Annotated in this window: 11 protein-coding genes; 1 reads left to right on the top strand and 10 read right to left on the bottom strand. The window is 45.1% G+C overall.

Annotated features, from left to right (window positions below; genetic code table 11):
- The first annotated feature begins 25 nt into the window (after positions 1-25).
- Positions 26-1987: a CotH kinase family protein gene (locus NYE25_RS01465; protein ID WP_341144933.1), complete on the top strand. Its 1962-nt coding sequence runs from the start codon at positions 26-28 to the stop codon at positions 1985-1987.
- A gap of 231 nt (positions 1988-2218) precedes the next feature.
- Here NYE25_RS01465 and NYE25_RS01460 read toward each other — a convergent pair whose 3' ends face one another.
- The 10 genes from NYE25_RS01460 to NYE25_RS01415 all read right to left on the bottom strand — a co-directional run bounded on the left by NYE25_RS01460 (position 2219) and on the right by NYE25_RS01415 (position 15702).
- A complete protein-coding gene (locus tag NYE25_RS01460; protein WP_052404250.1) occupies positions 2219-2866 on the bottom strand; it encodes a DUF1775 domain-containing protein in 648 nt (215 codons plus the stop codon).
- A 50-nt stretch (positions 2867-2916) separates the two neighbouring features.
- Positions 2917-3582, bottom strand: a complete 666-nt coding sequence (locus tag NYE25_RS01455; protein ID WP_042187189.1) for a response regulator — start codon at positions 3580-3582, stop codon at positions 2917-2919.
- Positions 3579-4352 carry a sensor histidine kinase gene (locus NYE25_RS01450; protein WP_341144932.1) on the bottom strand — a complete coding sequence of 258 codons (774 nt, stop codon included), beginning with the start codon at positions 4350-4352 and terminating at the stop codon, positions 3579-3581. The genes NYE25_RS01455 and NYE25_RS01450 overlap by 4 nt, the downstream gene beginning before the upstream one ends.
- 290 nt (positions 4353-4642) lie before the next feature.
- The gene (locus NYE25_RS01445) at positions 4643-5602 is read right to left on the bottom strand and encodes a hypothetical protein (RefSeq protein ID WP_341144931.1); all 960 of its coding nucleotides are present in this window, start codon (positions 5600-5602) and stop codon (positions 4643-4645) included.
- 20 nt (positions 5603-5622) lie between these two features.
- The gene (gene cysK, locus NYE25_RS01440; RefSeq protein WP_341144930.1) at positions 5623-6543 is read right to left on the bottom strand and encodes a cysteine synthase A; all 921 of its coding nucleotides are present in this window, start codon (positions 6541-6543) and stop codon (positions 5623-5625) included.
- Between the two features lie 154 nt (positions 6544-6697).
- On the bottom strand, positions 6698-10534 hold the full coding sequence (locus NYE25_RS01435; RefSeq protein WP_341144929.1) for a discoidin domain-containing protein: 3837 nt from the start codon (positions 10532-10534) through the stop codon (positions 6698-6700).
- A gap of 361 nt (positions 10535-10895) precedes the next feature.
- Positions 10896-12590, bottom strand: coding sequence for a methyl-accepting chemotaxis protein (locus NYE25_RS01430; protein WP_341060469.1), 1695 nt, complete (start codon positions 12588-12590; stop codon positions 10896-10898).
- A gap of 164 nt (positions 12591-12754) precedes the next feature.
- Positions 12755-13453, bottom strand: coding sequence for a Crp/Fnr family transcriptional regulator (locus NYE25_RS01425; protein ID WP_341060467.1), 699 nt, complete (start codon positions 13451-13453; stop codon positions 12755-12757).
- Positions 13454-13653: 200 nt separating this feature from the next.
- Entirely contained in the window at positions 13654-14178 is a 525-nt protein-coding gene (locus tag NYE25_RS01420; protein ID WP_341144928.1) for a hypothetical protein, read from the bottom strand.
- A 24-nt stretch (positions 14179-14202) separates the two neighbouring features.
- A complete protein-coding gene (locus tag NYE25_RS01415) occupies positions 14203-15702 on the bottom strand; it encodes a DUF4153 domain-containing protein (protein ID WP_341144927.1) in 1500 nt (499 codons plus the stop codon).
- Positions 15703-15735: the final 33 nt, after the last annotated feature.

Raw genomic sequence — 15735 nt, 5'->3', positions numbered from 1 at the left:
AATAAGATGAAAGGCGGTGCCCCAGATGAAAGCAAGAGGTAAATCTATCCTGCTGAGTCTTTGTTGCCTGCTGCTGGTCATCGCCGTAGCTGGGTGCCAGAACGCAAGTCCATCGGCAACAAACGAAACTACAACAGATTCTCAGGAAAAGGTAGTCTCAAGCGACGAGAAAAGTCTAGACGAGCAGGTTTTTCCAAAAGATAACGTCGTCGATGTCAAAATCACTTTGGACCCGGATGATTTTCAGGATATGCTGGATAATGCCAGCGCGGAAGAATATAAAACCGCTTCGGTTGAGTACAACGGCATTCAATTCGATAACGTGGCCGTACGGACCAAAGGAAATCTTAGTCTCAGAAGTGTAGTACAGATGACGGACTCTGACCGCTACAGCTTCAAGATTTCTTTTGATGAATATGTGAATCAGAATTTATTCGGCATCACTAAGATTAACCTGAATAACAATTACAGCGATGCTTCTTATATGCGTGAATTTCTGACCTACGAGCTCGCTGAAAGTGTCGGGCTTCCGACGCCGAAATATTCCTTCGTCAATGTGTATGTCAATGATGAACTGAAGGGCTTCTACCTCGCGGTGGAACAGATCGGCGACGCTTATCTGGAACGCAACTTTGGGAACTCTTACGGCGCACTTTATAAAGGAGTAATGACCGGTCAGGGCAGTGACTTGACTTGGCTTGGCGACGATCCTTCTCTCTATACAGGACTGGTAATGAAGTCGGATAAATCGAACGATGATATTCTGATCGATATGCTGAATGAGCTTAATAACGGCACCGATTATGAAAAATACATCGACGTAGAGGAGTCGTTGAAGTATATCGCTCTAAATGCGGTCACGGCAAATATGGACAGTTATTTAGGTGGTAATAAACAAAATTATTACTTATATGAAGACGAAGGCGTCTTCTCGATCCTGCCGTGGGATTATAATATGGCTTTTGGCGGCATGGGCAGCGCAGACGTATTGATTGACGAGCCTACACAAGGCGCGCTGGCTGAACGTCCTCTGATTGCGAAGCTACTTGCTAACGACGAATACAAAGCGAAATATCACGAAATCGTCAGCGAAATGATTAATGGCTATCTAGCGGATGATACGTTCCAAACTAGAATGGATCAGCTGGACATGATGATTTCCAGCTATGTCAAAGCAGATCCTTCTGCTTTCTACACCTTCGAGCAATATGAAGAAGGGATTAAGTCTGTTAAGACCTTCATGTCGAACATGGCTAAAAATATCCAGCAGCAGCTCGACGGAGCCATCCCTTCCTCCGGTGACGGATCGGGAAGCGGTATGGGTGGTGGCATGGGCGGCGGCGGCTTTGGTGGTGGCGCTAGGAATGGCGCAGCTTCAGGTGCCGCTGGAGCTGTACAAGGCGCGAACGGCGCGGGTAACGGGCAGACTGGCGCGGGGGCGGATCAGAGCGCGGGTGGTGCTGACGCGGGGACCGCTAAGAGTACAGGTGCTGGCGCTGCAGCTGCGAATGCCGAAATCGGGCAAGCTGCCACGGATGGGCAGGCTCCTCAGGGCGGCGCAGGCGGTGAGCCCGGTGCCATGGGCGGTCCGGCTATCCCTGATGCCGGCGCGGGTCCCGGCAGTAACACGCAAGCAACAGCTGGCGGGCAAGTTGCTCAAGGTGGTCAAACCAACACCGACGGGCAAGCCGCTCAGGGTGCGCAGACCAACACCGATGGGCAAGCCGCTCAAGGTGGATTCAATGGAGGGCCTGGCGGTGCACCGGGTGCCATGGGTGGACCAGCTATCCCTGAAGGTGGAAATGGCCCTGGCGGTGGCGGTATGCCTGGCGGTATGCCTGGTGGCATGGGTGGTGACTTTGGCGGCGGTGCTGGCGCTATGCAGCAAAAAGGAAGCACAAGTGAAGCTATCACTACTGGAGTCGCGATACTTCTCTTACTACTAACTGCAGTCTTTGTGACCTTCTATAAGCGGAAACGGCTGTAGAAAAGTAAAAAGTTATTCACAAAAAAAAAATTATGAAAGAAGCTTCCGTCGTTTATTGACGGGGGCTTCTTTCATGAATTAAACTAATATCCCTTAAAAATCATATTGCTCAAAACAAACAAAAAAACTGTGAACAGTTCCATATCTCACTCGAAACTGTTCACAGTTATAAATTCAAACTTTTTTCTTATCAAGTATCCAACTCAGATCAAGGAATATAATGCTCCCCTATTACTCTTTCCGCCCGCGCAATATACTTATAGCCGCTATTAAAAAGGCAAGTAAAGATATCCCGACTGCGATGTAGACCATTGGATTGACACTGTTTGATTTTTCCTCATCTTTCATAATAGCATTATGCTCTTCCATGCTCATGGAATCGCTCTTGACATTGGAACCGTGAGAATGTTCATCCCCACCGGAAGCTTGTACAATTGTAGTAATGGAATGCGGATTCTCTGTTCCAGCCTCACCGGACCATTGCACCAAGCTTCCATCGGCATAGTGCTGATAAGCATCCCATGCAATGTCGCCAGCGGCATCAGGGTTCTTGGCCGTAAAGTAGAAGCGTTGGAATTGCCCCTTCTGAATGCCCTCACCATTAGCTATCCAGCTAACCTTATTCCCCTCAATGGTAACATCCCATCCGGGTGTAGCCTCATATTGTTTAAACTCGGCACCTGCTGGAACTCGTAGATCAACTTGTACAGTTGCCACGTCTTTTTCCGAAGGAACCTTTAATGTATAAGTCTCCCATGCCCCCGTGCTAGATTGTGCTGGTGCCACGGTTACGTGGGCGCTAGCCACTGCTGCGAACAATAACAGTGTTGCTGCAGCTGGTGCGAATAACGTCATTATTTTGCGAGATAATCTGTTCATAGTTAGCCTCTTCTCATCAATAATTATATATCTTCGTCCTTAACTTCCTGCTATACATCTTTCGAAAAATCTCGTTTACGCGAAGCAAGCCCTTGCTCCAAGGCATAACGCGTCAGCTGCGTTCGGTTTTGGAGTTGCAGCTTTTGGAGGATGTTCTTCAAATGGTTTTTTACGGTATGCTCCGAAATCCCCAAGCTCACTGCAATCTCCTTGTTTTTTGATCCAGAAGATACACAGCTTAAAATTTCTTTCTCTCTAGCCGTCAACGACTCCCCTTCATCCGTTACAGAGGGTACGGTGAACTCCTTCAAGATTTGAAAAGCCAGCTCCCGACTAAGCGGTGCTTCTTCATTAACAATGGCCTGCAAATATTGAATCCAGGTAGAAGGTGCCAGATTCTTTAGCAAATACCCCTGTGCTCCTTGCTTTAGCGCTTCGAGGAGGTGGGAAATTTCGTCCGATACGGTAACGATAACGATTTTGACATAAGGATATTCCTGCTTGATCCGGCGAGTAGTCTCCAGCCCGTCCATTTCCGGCATCTGAATATCGATTAGGATGAGATCAGGCATCCACTGGGCTGTGAAAGCGATCGCTTCAGCACCACTCTCCACTACTCCAATGACCTCAAAACTATCATCCATGGACAAAATCTCGCACATCGCCTCACGTGCATGCGCATGGTCATCTACAACTAAAACCCGGTATCGGCTCATGGACTGACTTCCCCTTTCGTAATTTCAACCTGGGTGCCTGTGTCAGCAGAAGTCAGCCTAAGCTTCCAGCCCATCCCCTCGACACGTTCCTTCATGATCTGAAGTCCGTAGCTGCCACTCACTTCAAATGGATCATACTGAAATCCTTCTCCATTGTCTGTAACAACTACCCTCCAGTTCTTCTCATCGCCAGCGCCAGTAATTGAAACCAGTCCAGCTCGTGTATGCTTACGAACATTAATGATCGCTTCGCGAATACAGGATAACAATTCTGATTTTTCCGAAGGGGAGAGCGCATCATCTTGCAGGCTCCATTCGAGAGAGGCTTCGATCATAATCTCGTTCGCCATCTGAGCTAGCTGATCTTTTACCGACTGTTCCAATGAAAAAGAACTCTGCTCTGAGACCGGAATCTTCAGATTGGCAATGGCCTGCCGCACATAACGGTTCACCTCATGGACCGTCTTTTTGATCTGATCCACATTTTCCTCACTGACCTCACCATTCTTGCGGCTTGCTTCTAGCCGGTCGATTTTGACAGATAAGAGAAATAAGGATTGCGCCATTCCATCATGCAGTTCTTTAGCAAGTCCTTCCCGAGCCTTCATTGCATCTTTAAGCGCACGTTCCTGCTCCAGCTCCCGCTGATTCCGCTCCATAAGAGAGAACAAAGGGACGAGCAACACAAGACTGACTAAAAACACCAGGACTGGCGTCAAATAGTTCCCCAAATCCATAGAAATATAAGGCATTAGAAACTGGTGACGCACAATCTCCCAGATCCCCACCATTAGCGTTGGCAATAACAGGATCATATACTTTATTTGTTTATACGTTGCCGTCCCCTCCTGCACATCTTATGCTTAACAATATCACCGTCTCATCTAAGCTACATGACTCGATCGGGCTATATAGACCCATTAATGTTACAAATTTAAGTATTTTAAAAGGTGATTGCTGACATTTATAATATCATAAGCAAGCTTTCTTATATTGTAGCAAAAAAAAGATACATCTTACGATGCACCCACCCATTTCTACGATTACAGCGAAGCCCTTCCTAAAGTGGTGAAGTATAACGTCCATATTGGATGTCCATTTCCATAAAGGAATCTCCTTCTTTTTTCAGAAAAAACGTATTTACTCCCTCTGAACCCCACCAATTCATGCCGAGTAGTGGACCTTCTGAGGTTTCAGCAGCAAAAAGGATGGAGAACATTTCAGGCATAACCTCTCCGCCATCATCCACCCGCCAGACCGAATATTCATCGCCTTGAATCACCGCTGGATAGTCCATGAAGGTAAATTCATCTTTTTCTTTCCAGACGAGACTAAATAACATATCCTGATCCAGCCTCACGAATTGAACGAGATACAGCTGCCGATCTGTAGATAGGTCTGCCAGCTTCCATATTTTCTGAATTTCACGTTTTTTCGTATCTACAATACGCTGTCGAACACTTTCCTCCACAGTAGATATAGCTTCTTGACCCTCTAGAGATTCAATAGGCAAAAGCGCATCAACCTTAAAGTCTGTTTGATCCGTCAAATAGTAGGTTTCATCCGGGGTCGCACTTGCTTCTTCCACCGTAAAAAGATAACCCGCCAGATTTACAAAATTATGTGCCATCTCCCGGACATTGCTGTTCTCTGTTCCATCCTGCCATTTATTAAATTTAACCTTTAACACATTCCCCTGATCACCAATAGCCTCATTTAATTGTGCCATCTCCTGATCCAGCCCTTTTTCATGCCCGGTAACTAGAATATTCCGCCCCTCTGCATCCGCAAAGCCAAAATTCGTCTTCAGCTTCTCAGTATCTAGATATGCTTCAGTCTTCTGCTTGCTTGGAGTTGGTAATGGCTCTGCGCTTGGAGGAAGCGTTGGTGAAGGCAGTGCAGTTTCCGCACTTTTTTCCGGTGTAGACTCGACATGATCGCCATCACTGGTCAAAGAGTTGTTGCTGGAACAACCCACCAACATAAGAACAATAAAGAAAATTACCATAAGCTTATTCACTCTTTTTCCTCCAAACGAAGTTAGAATATTCCCATGCTCAGGTAACGTTCCCCCGCATCAGGTGCAATACATAGCACTCGCTTGCCGGCCCCGAGGCGCCGCGCTTCCTGCAATGCTGTCCATACTGCGGCTCCACCTGATGGGCCAAGCAGAATCCCTTCCTGTGCTGCTAGCATTCTCACGGTATTCAGTGCATCTTCATCCGAAACTTGAACAATTTCATCGTAGACCTTTGTATTCAGAATGGCGGGTATAAAGCCCGGACTGGTTCCAACCAGCTTATGCGGTCCAGGCTTTCCACCGGATAACACTGGTGAGCCCTGCGGCTCAACAACTAGAATACGAATATCTGGAAGCTGCTCACGCAACACTTCCCCAGTTCCAGTTATCGTACCACCTGTTCCCGAAGAAGCAACGAAAACGTCCAGCTTCCCTTCCATTTGCTCCATAATTTCAAGAGCTGTCGTAGTGCGGTGAATGTCAGGGTTCGCTTTGTTCTCAAATTGCTGTGGAATAAAGCTGTTTTCCACTTCTTTCCCTAGCGCAATTGCTTTTGCAATAGCTCCCGGCATCCGCTCCGCTGCAGGAGTCAGCACAACTTCAGCGCCATAAGCCTTTAGAATATTGATTCGTTCCTTCGTCATATTGTCAGGCATGACAAGAATCGCTTTATAGCCTTTTGCAGCGGCATTCATAGCCAATCCAATGCCTGTATTTCCGCTTGTCGGCTCTATAATGGTCCCTCCGGGCTTCAGCAGCCCGGCTAGTTCTGCTTGCAGGATCAGATTATAAGCTGCTCTATCCTTTACACTGCCACTGGGATTGAAGCGTTCCAGCTTCACATATAGTTCTGCATCTTGGGGGGTGGTCAACCGATTTAGTCGCACAACCGGTGTATTCCCAATCAGCTCAGTTATATTGTTAACAACTAGTGGTGTCATATATAGCGCCTCCTTCATTACTTTACATACCCTTCATTGTAACTTGAGTGGCATCTCCTGTCGATTCTGGAGCTTGCAAGCTCCCTAAGTTAAAAAGCCGCCTCCCAAATTTATGGGTAGGCGGCTTCATTATAACTAACTACTGATCAACGATTTACGGATTCACGTTAATAGTAAAAGTAGATGTATTATTCTTAATATTCGTTACCGTGTTCGTAATCTTCAGATTGTTGAAGGTTGCTGAGCCTCTGGCTGGACCTTGACCTGCCTCAGCAGCTTCATTCACCCAGATGCCCACTCCGGATTTACTATCAAAAGCATCGCCGCTCTTCTGCGCACCGGTAATTGTAACATTATTAAAGATGGTATCTGTTACTGGGAATTGTGGAGTAGAACCTACATAGTTGGTCTGGAACATGATGCCATGATAGGTCGGATCAATGATATCCACATCATTGACTCGGATACCTTGGAAGACCTTGGAGGCCGAGAATACCCAGATCGCCGGGAAAGTCTGCGCGCCCCAGAAATGCCCACCTGCACGAACAATAGAAATATTCTCAAAATTCGTAGTCGGTGAAGCTCCGAAGCCATTCATTGGATACCCAAAGTCTAAAGAGCTGATTGTAATCCCGGAGTAGCAAAGTGTATCCGCAATATAAATGTTACGGAAGGTATTTGCGTATCCACCATAGACAGCTACACCAGCAGCACGCCAAGTCAAGATTGAAGTGAGGTTCTCATAGATGTTATCCTTCATATCTGCACCACCGGAATCAATCGCCGAGAACAATGCAAAGCTATCATCACCTGTTGCCCGTGCTTCAATATTAGACACGAGGTTATTCGTGCTTCCATTTGTCATATTGATGCCGTCAGCGAAGGTGTTACGGATACGAGAGTTTTTAATCACCATGTTATCCGTATTGGCTCCCCAGTACATACATACCTGATGTTCAGTCCAGATGTTGTCGATCGTAATGTTCGCCACATTGGAGAAATCAAATACTTTACCAGGACCGTCGATACGAGAAGTATAGTTTCCAAAATAAGCGAAATTCGCAAAGGTAGATCCATTTGCAGTATCACTGGCTCGGAATCCGACATCGGTATTCTCTTGGTTAGTTGGAGCAATGAACCTTGTATACCAAGGACCCGCACCGATAACCTTTACTGCCTTGCCGTAGACCTGAAACTTGTTAGAGGTCTGATAGTTTCCTGGTGGCAAATATACACCTACGAGATTTCCTGTGGTGTCCATCCGCACTTTATCAAGCGCATTTTGAACATCCTGATGCGTAAAGCCTGCAGGAACAGTGTATTTAACCGGATCTGGATTAGCAATCGGTGAAACCTGCTCCAGACTGATGAAGTCGATGGCGTATTGAGAAGTGTTAGCGGTGTCCTTTTGTAAACGGATCGTACTTCCTGCCGGAATGGTACTATCAAACATAATGTTAGCTTCATCATAAATATGCCGTGGAGAACCTGCGCTTGGCGAATTTCCAGGACTTGTCTCAGAACCGTACAACCATGCATATTTAGAGGTTAAGTTAATAGCTTTGCTAAAGACACCATTAACATAGATGTTAAGCGTAGCATTTGTGCCGTCACCACTCGCTGAATCTGGAATCGAGAAACGAGTAACCAGAGTGTTCGTGCTGGCTTTTGTCGTGAATTCAACATAGCTACCTGTGGTGTTCAGAGTGACTGCTCTTCTGCCTGAAGCCTCACCTGCAGGATCGCCGATGGTCCGGTTGGCTGAAAGCTTCACGGCCCCACCGCCAATAACTCCATCCTCAGCCTCATACATGTCGTAAGGCATGTTCGCACCTCGACCGATGAACAGTGACTGCGTCTGAATATTATTAGCCCGTTTTACAAGCAGCTCATTAGCATCTACTGCAATTTCACTCTTCACAGTATATTTGCCATTTCCTGCAGTCCAATTGCCAAGAGCTACAGGCGCTGTGGTCACCCCACTTGCGATCACGCCGTTATAGGAGCCTGTTAGAGTCTTAACCACCGCATTCGTAGTAGCATCTAAAACCGTCAGAGTTATGTTATGCGCACCACTCGCGGAAGCTGCTGTACCTTGATTCTTAATGGCAACTGAGAAGCTTACAGTGTTGCCGCCTGCTGGATTGCCAGGTGTCCAACTGACGGAGGAAGCAACCAGATCAGAACTGGACACTGGAGCAATAATAAGGGAAGCCGGACTAGTAAAACTATTATTCCCCTCATTTGATTCAATCACTGTATTATTCTCATCGACCTTTGCACTTAATGAGTAGGTTGCTGCATCTTTTGCGCCCAAGTTAAGAGATACGCTAGTTGATGCGCCAGCAGCTAGAGCACCTACTGGACTAGTACCTACAAGGGTAGTGCCCAAATAAAAATTCACATTAGTTGCAGAAGATGCTAGAGATCCTATATTCTTAACTGTTGCAATAAGTGTAATGGCATCCGTCTCAATTGGAGAGGTTGGAGTCCATGTAAGAGCAGTCACCGTCAAATCTGGATTCGCAGATGGTGTACCAATTACCTGAAATTCAGCAATTTGTCCAGCACTTGAACCAGAGTTGGTAGTGATCTTTAGCTGCAATTCACTTGCCGTAGCCGTGACCGGAATCGTCACTGTATTGCCGGTTGCCGGATTAAAGGTATACACGGTCGCAGGTACAAGACTCGTAAAAGCCGTTGTATTCTGATTATGCCCAAGCACTTGAATGGTCTGAGTACGTGTCGACCACGCCGATGCAGGATTCAGTTTGAGAACAACCGATGTAACATCAGCATTGCTGCCCAAATTAACAGTTAATGTGTTCGGATAACTTCCCCCTGCCCCCTCCCAATAAGTAGTTACATCACCGTCATTCGCATTCGTCTGCACAAAGGTAAAGACTGAGGACGACGCAGTTATACTTTTGTTCAAAGCCAAATTTGAACCCGTCCCAGGTGTTGGGGTTACCGTTGGTGTCGGTGTTACTGTCGGTGTTGGGGTTGGTGTCGGCGTTGCCGTTGGTGTTGGCGTTGCCGTTGGTGATGGTGTTGCTGTCGGTGCTGAAGATGGAGTAAGGATCAGGTTGTCCAGATTCACGTTTCCAGTATCACCAGCGTCATATTTATAAGTAATCGTATTAGCACCAGCATTCAAGGCTAGCGTTTCAACCTTTGTGGACCATGTATTCCAGTTGGCCAGATTTAAAAGAGAAGATTGCTTTAATTTCGTCCCATTTACATAAATACTTACCGTTTTTGTGCTGCCTGAAGCATTTGCATATTTTAATGCGGCATCATAGTTTCCAGCAGAGGCAACATTAACACTAAAGGCAGTCGTTGCTCCTTGTGTCAAATAGCCATCTACAAATCCGGTTCCGGTATAACCGGTATGATCTGTATTGACTTTTGCTCCACCGGATAAAGCAGCATTCTCCGCTTCATATCCTGTTGTTGGAAGTGTCGTTGTGCTGCCATAAATCTCAAATTCCGATAACTGTGCTGCTGGCCATCCTGTATTTGCCGTGAAGTTCAATTTAACATATCTAGCACTCGCAGCTGTAAAATTAATGGTCACAGTATTAGATCCGCTTGCTGGATTAAAGGTGTAATTGGCAGAGGCTGCTAAATTAGTGTAAGTAGAATCATCAGAGCTTCCCTCCACCGACAACGTTTGGGTTCTTGTTTCCCAGTTCGTCGGCAGTTTTAGAACAACCTGATTGACACTGCTTACGTCGCCTAAGTCCACTTTAATCCATTGCGGGAATGCGTTACTTACACTCTCCCAATACGTTCCTTGATTGCTGTCATTGGCATTAGTTGCTACATAAACATCGCCAAATGAGCTTGAAGTAATGCTTTTACCTTGGGCTAAATTCCCCGCAGCTAAACTCACCGAGGGGTACAACGCTAATTGACCTACAAACAATATTACAATCAAAAAATACATTACTGCCGACTTACCCGTAATTTTTTTAGAAGCTGCTATCATTAGAGAACCACCTCCCAAAGTTTTGTGAAGCTATGCAGCCAATAAGAATACGCTTTCAAAATAGTATTGTTATAGACATTCGCCTCCTAAAATGGACCTGATAGTTTTCAACGAGACTTAACAATCGCTTTATTATTAGCTGCCTGTCCTCCCGTATCCTTGACTCTGACTTCAATAAGTCACTGATCTATACCCAGAGGTTGACCACAAACTAACTAATAATGGTAATAATATAAGTTATAGGCAGGTGGACGTCGATGGCAATTTCTATGCTTAGTATGTGGGATATTACGTTCAACCAAATAAAAAAAGAAAGCTCCAGAGAGCACTGGGATTCCCCCTCAACTCTCCGAAGCTCGCCTTATATATTAAATCTAGCTACCAGCCCCTGTAGTCCATGAGCCATTAAGTTTAGTTCACTTGCAGAGGAAGCAATTTGTTCCACCGAAGCCCTTTGCTCTTGTGAGGCTGCCGACACATGTTGTGTACTCGCTGCAGTCGTTTCTGCAATTGTCGTAACACTTCGAAGCGATTCCACAATCTCTTCCGTAGCCGCTGTTATCTCTTCCACAGCTCCGGATACTTCCTGAACCTGCTCGGCTAGTGAATCTATAGATAACCGAATCTCACCAAAGGAACGTCCAGCCTGCTGAATAATCTCCGTGCCTCCCCTTACTTCACTCATACTACTCATCATGACTTTCATCGCATTATCTGCTTCACTTTGAATCCCGCTCGCCATTTCCGCAATTTGATTAGCGGATTCTGCGGATTGCTCTGCCAGCTTACGAACCTGGTCGGCAACTACAGCGAAGCCTCTCCCTTGCTTACCCGCGCGGGCTGCCTCAATTGTCGCATTTAACGCCAGCATATTTGTCTGCGAAGCAATCCCTTTTATAACTCCTACAACACTGCCAATTTCCTGTGATCGATTCACAAAGCCTTGGACTTGCTGTGACAAAGAATGTATAGATCGATTAATGGATTCCACCTGCTGCCCTGCTGCCTGAAGTGATTCATCTCCGGCAATAGCAAATGACGCAGAGCGATGCGAGGCTTCAGAAATATCCTGAACACTAGAGGCAATTTGACCGATTCCAATCGATATTTCTGAAATTGTTATTGTATTGGTCTGTAGATCATTCATCTGTTTAGCAGTTCCCGAAGCTACTTCACCCATAATATCCGATATTCGTTCTGTCGCACCTGCTGTCACTCCACTATCCGAGGTAAGATTTGTAGAGGAATTCGCGAGACTATTCGCCGATAGCTTCACTTGTTCAATCATCAAGCCCAAATTTTCTGTCATTTTATTAAAATTAAACGCCAGTTCACCAATCTCATCTTTTGACCGGACGTTTAGCTTGCGAGTAAGATCGGCATCTCCATCTGCAATCTCCTTCAGCTGTGTGTTCACATCACGAAGTGGTTTAATAATTCGTCCAGATATTAATAGTGCAAGAATTAGGGCAAGAACAACCGATAATCCGGTCACACCAAAGCTAGTAATCATAGCGTTATTACGATGGGCTTCTGCTTGACTCTGCCCGTTCTGTATTTCCTCCATGAGCATGCTCTGGAATACAATCTGAGATTCAATCATTGAATCTAAAGATAAATTGGTAAACTTCTTCTGCGCTTCCGGGAAGTTTCCGTCCTTGGCTATGGCGAAGGCTTCCTTCAAAACGATCAAATAATCATTCCATTTCCCCTTCAGCTCCGTTACACCCTTTAGTTCTTCTTCACTTAATCTAACACTCTCCAGCTCCTTGATGGCATTCTCAATCAATGGGAGCGTCTCTTCGTACTTAGAAAGATATGATTTCCGCTCAGCCTCTGTGTTGCTCATCACATAACGAGCCCCTAGCTCATCTGCCGTACGAATTTTATCCGTTAATCCCTGTACAAGCGACAGTTTGTTCCAATTGCGATTGACCTGATCCGTCAGCATCGTAGCCTTTCCTTGAAACCATGTGTTTCCTGCTATTGCCACTAGAAAGACCACAATCACAGCAGTAAATCCCAATATCATTTTTCCGCGGATATTTCTGAACATCGTTGTTCCTCATCTCTATATGTATAGTAGGTTTCTAATTGATACTTTTATCCTACTATTGTTCCCTTAAGCTTCTCTGAAATTGAACTGAATGTTCGCTTAAAAAAACAAAAAGACCTCTACGTCCGGCCCAAGGCTGGAACTAATGGTCTTTAGAGATCTTTTTATTCGTATAAATTTCCGTTTGCCAGCTCCGCCAGCTTCCCTTCATCCAGTACGCTTAAGCGTCCACGATTTCTTGCAATAATTCCTTCATCAATAAAACGACGCACGATCCGGTTAAGATGCCGATAACTTGTACCTAACAACTCTGCTGTCTCTATAAGGCTAGAGGTCCGAATCTCCTCCACACGTCGGTCACCGTTTTTATCGGCGAATAAAGACATCAAATAGCTGGCAAATCGATTCTCGACCGGATACAACAGGTTAAGTGCGGAGGCTTGACCGAGCGTATGCAATTTGTGACTAAGTTCCCCTACGAGAAAACGTAACAAAGCTGTATTTTCCTCAAGCTCTCTCAGCAGTAATCTTCTCCCGGCAAAAAGAATTAAGCTCTCACCCACAGACTCCACTTGATTCTTGACAGGAAAGCGATGAAGCAGCTCCACATCCCCAATCACTGATATCGGATTTGTAAACCGCACCAGCATAGATTTGCCGTTCGGCAGCAGTGTCTGAATTTTGAGCTTGCCCTCAACCAATATGAACATCCCATCCAACTGATCGCCAACCAAACACAGCTTCTCTTCATCCGTATAACGTCTCAATTCCATTTTATATGTGACTAGCGGGCTAAAAATTCCGTCCAGACCGTTCTTCACTGCCAAGGCACGGACAGCTTCACGGTCATTTATCGTTTGCATGTGGTGCCCCCCTCTATTGTTTGCTCAAATAAGTGTAATTTAGAATACCCCACAAAAAAAGGACATATGTCCTTTTTAATAATATAAGAAAGTATAAGTTTCACACAATACTATATTTCTTATATTTCTCGCTTAACCGCTTACCGACCTTGTAAAGGAAGCCGAAGGCGTTTATGCTTGTAAGGAAATCCCAAAACATCTTACATCACAACAGAGTCCACACTATATCGGATCATATTCACTTTCTGATCTTGTAACCAAAATTCTAAATTCCGATGATTGATTTTATCCACATACCCGATAATATCAGCCCCTTGTTCCCCTCTTTTATAATAAGAAGAGCCATAAGCTTCAATCACATCATCTGTAGAAGACCCCACGTGAATACCTCTGGCAGTACTCATCTTCAGATCGGAATAGACGCTAATTAGAATGATTTTATCGTCACCACGCGCTGTGGCTACTGTTGTTTCGTTGTCCAAATGATAATATTGATACCGTTCAATATCGTCACGTGGTTTAGGTGCCTGGGTGAGCGATTCGAGACTCTGAAGCAGCTGGATGTCTCCCAGACGTTCCTGCTCTAGATTGCTGCTGGATACGCGAGAGTAATGATTTTGTCTTGGGGCATTGTATAAATAAATATGATAGATCCCATAACTTAAACCTACCGTAATAAAAATGATGATAAATAACCAGCCGTTACTAAATGGCTTTTTTCTCACTTTCCTCACACCTTCTTCTAACCTTTACTGTGCAAAATACTTCTCGAGCTCACGCTGCGCCTGATATTCCGGGAAATTAAAAGACTGCCACTTCCGCTCTCGCTGAGCACCGTCCCACCATTTGTTTTTCAAAAATTGATCTAGCATCCCGTCTTCCTTACGACTGAACTTAATCAGAGAAGGGATGACTTCCGGTGACAGACCAACCAAATAATCAGCATCCAGCTTACCACTCACCTCATAACGCTCCATATTCTTATTAGCTATAATGACATCCATACCTATATAGTTCATAACAACATAAGAGGTCAGACCTAGCACAATATAACATTTAGCCAACGGCAAACGGGGTACAACAATCCGTACAGCTGCAAGAATCAACAGCAAACCCATAAATATCATAAATGCATGAACTAGGAATCGAATCGTAGTATAACCATACGCCTCTTCATATAGGGTTAGTCTAGTATAGGCAGAATACAACATGACAGTTGAACAGCCGACCAAGATATACAGCATAATATTAATGACTTTTTGGAGCAGTCCGCCCCTCTTTCCTTCTGATCCCAACCCCAGCATTAGAATCACGAAATTAATCGTGGTCACCATAATTAACTCGAAGAATCCACTACGAGCGTAATCAGCATAGGAACTACCCTCTGGTAACATCCCTTCCCAAGCTCCAAACAAGTAAGAAAATTGGACGATTACGAACAGAACATATACCGTGTTAATAGCTATAAGAATTGTCGTCATAATTACTGGATCAACCTTAAAGGTCACAGGCGCCTGCACAGGTCCATACTCCCTTGGTTGCACATTCCAGTCATAGATCTTCGAATCTACAAAGCCCCATACTAAGCCGAACAATCCCATGCCCATCAGGAATATCCACAACGTCCGCACAATAATTTCACCAAATGAAATTCGATCCAGCATATTTGGCAGCCATATTAGCACATGATGAAACACACCATCGGCCGAGGCCAGCAGGGTAATTACAACAAGCAGTATCGGTAAAGAGATCGCAAGTCCTGTAAACACTTTCCCCAGCACTTGCTTGCGTTCATCCTTCACCTTACTATCACTGCTACTTTTGAAGTCCTTGAACACAGTACCCCAGTGGCGAAAGTTCTGTGGAAGCAAATGCTCTAGTGTATCCCAAAGTATTCTGAATTGACTCCAAGAGGGGCGTTTATCACTTAGCAAATAAGTCATATGTAATAGAATCAGCACAGGGATTACTAATAGGTTCAACCCAAAGTAGAAAAGATTATGAAACAACACATAGGTCATCGAGAGTAGAAAAATCGCTCCAAACCAAAAATAACTGAGTTTGGTCAGTTTGCGCATTTTAGCCTTAGCGTAATAAAGCATATACACATAAAACAGACAAACGAAGATAGGATAAGAAACCCCTGGCAACTTTCCGTAGAACAACAACTGATGAACAATCGCCAGTAAGAAGGCAACAATTAAAGCGGCAAGTGATCGATTAAGCTTAAGCTCCGTTTCATCGGTCATGGTAAACACCCCCATATTCTTACTTTCTTATCC

It is taken from the genome of Paenibacillus sp. FSL E2-8871 (assembly GCF_038000345.1).
Lineage (GTDB): Bacteria > Bacillota > Bacilli > Paenibacillales > Paenibacillaceae > Paenibacillus_AQ.
The sequence above is the reverse complement of the archived record's forward strand: the minus strand, read 5'-3'. Positions and strand labels throughout refer to the sequence as shown.

Coding starts and splice junctions, on each gene's coding strand:
- NYE25_RS01430 (WP_341060469.1), bottom strand. CDS start 12,590: ATGTTCAGAAATATCCGCGGAAAAATGATATTGGGATTTACTGCTGTG.
- NYE25_RS01460 (WP_052404250.1), bottom strand. CDS start 2,866: ATGAACAGATTATCTCGCAAAATAATGACGTTATTCGCACCAGCTGCA.
- NYE25_RS01415 (WP_341144927.1), bottom strand. CDS start 15,702: ATGACCGATGAAACGGAGCTTAAGCTTAATCGATCACTTGCCGCTTTA.
- cysK (WP_341144930.1), bottom strand. CDS start 6,543: ATGACACCACTAGTTGTTAACAATATAACTGAGCTGATTGGGAATACA.
- NYE25_RS01425 (WP_341060467.1), bottom strand. CDS start 13,453: ATGCAAACGATAAATGACCGTGAAGCTGTCCGTGCCTTGGCAGTGAAG.
- NYE25_RS01465 (WP_341144933.1), top strand. CDS start 26: ATGAAAGCAAGAGGTAAATCTATCCTGCTGAGTCTTTGTTGCCTGCTG.
- NYE25_RS01435 (WP_341144929.1), bottom strand. CDS start 10,534: ATGATAGCAGCTTCTAAAAAAATTACGGGTAAGTCGGCAGTAATGTAT.
- NYE25_RS01455 (WP_042187189.1), bottom strand. CDS start 3,582: ATGAGCCGATACCGGGTTTTAGTTGTAGATGACCATGCGCATGCACGT.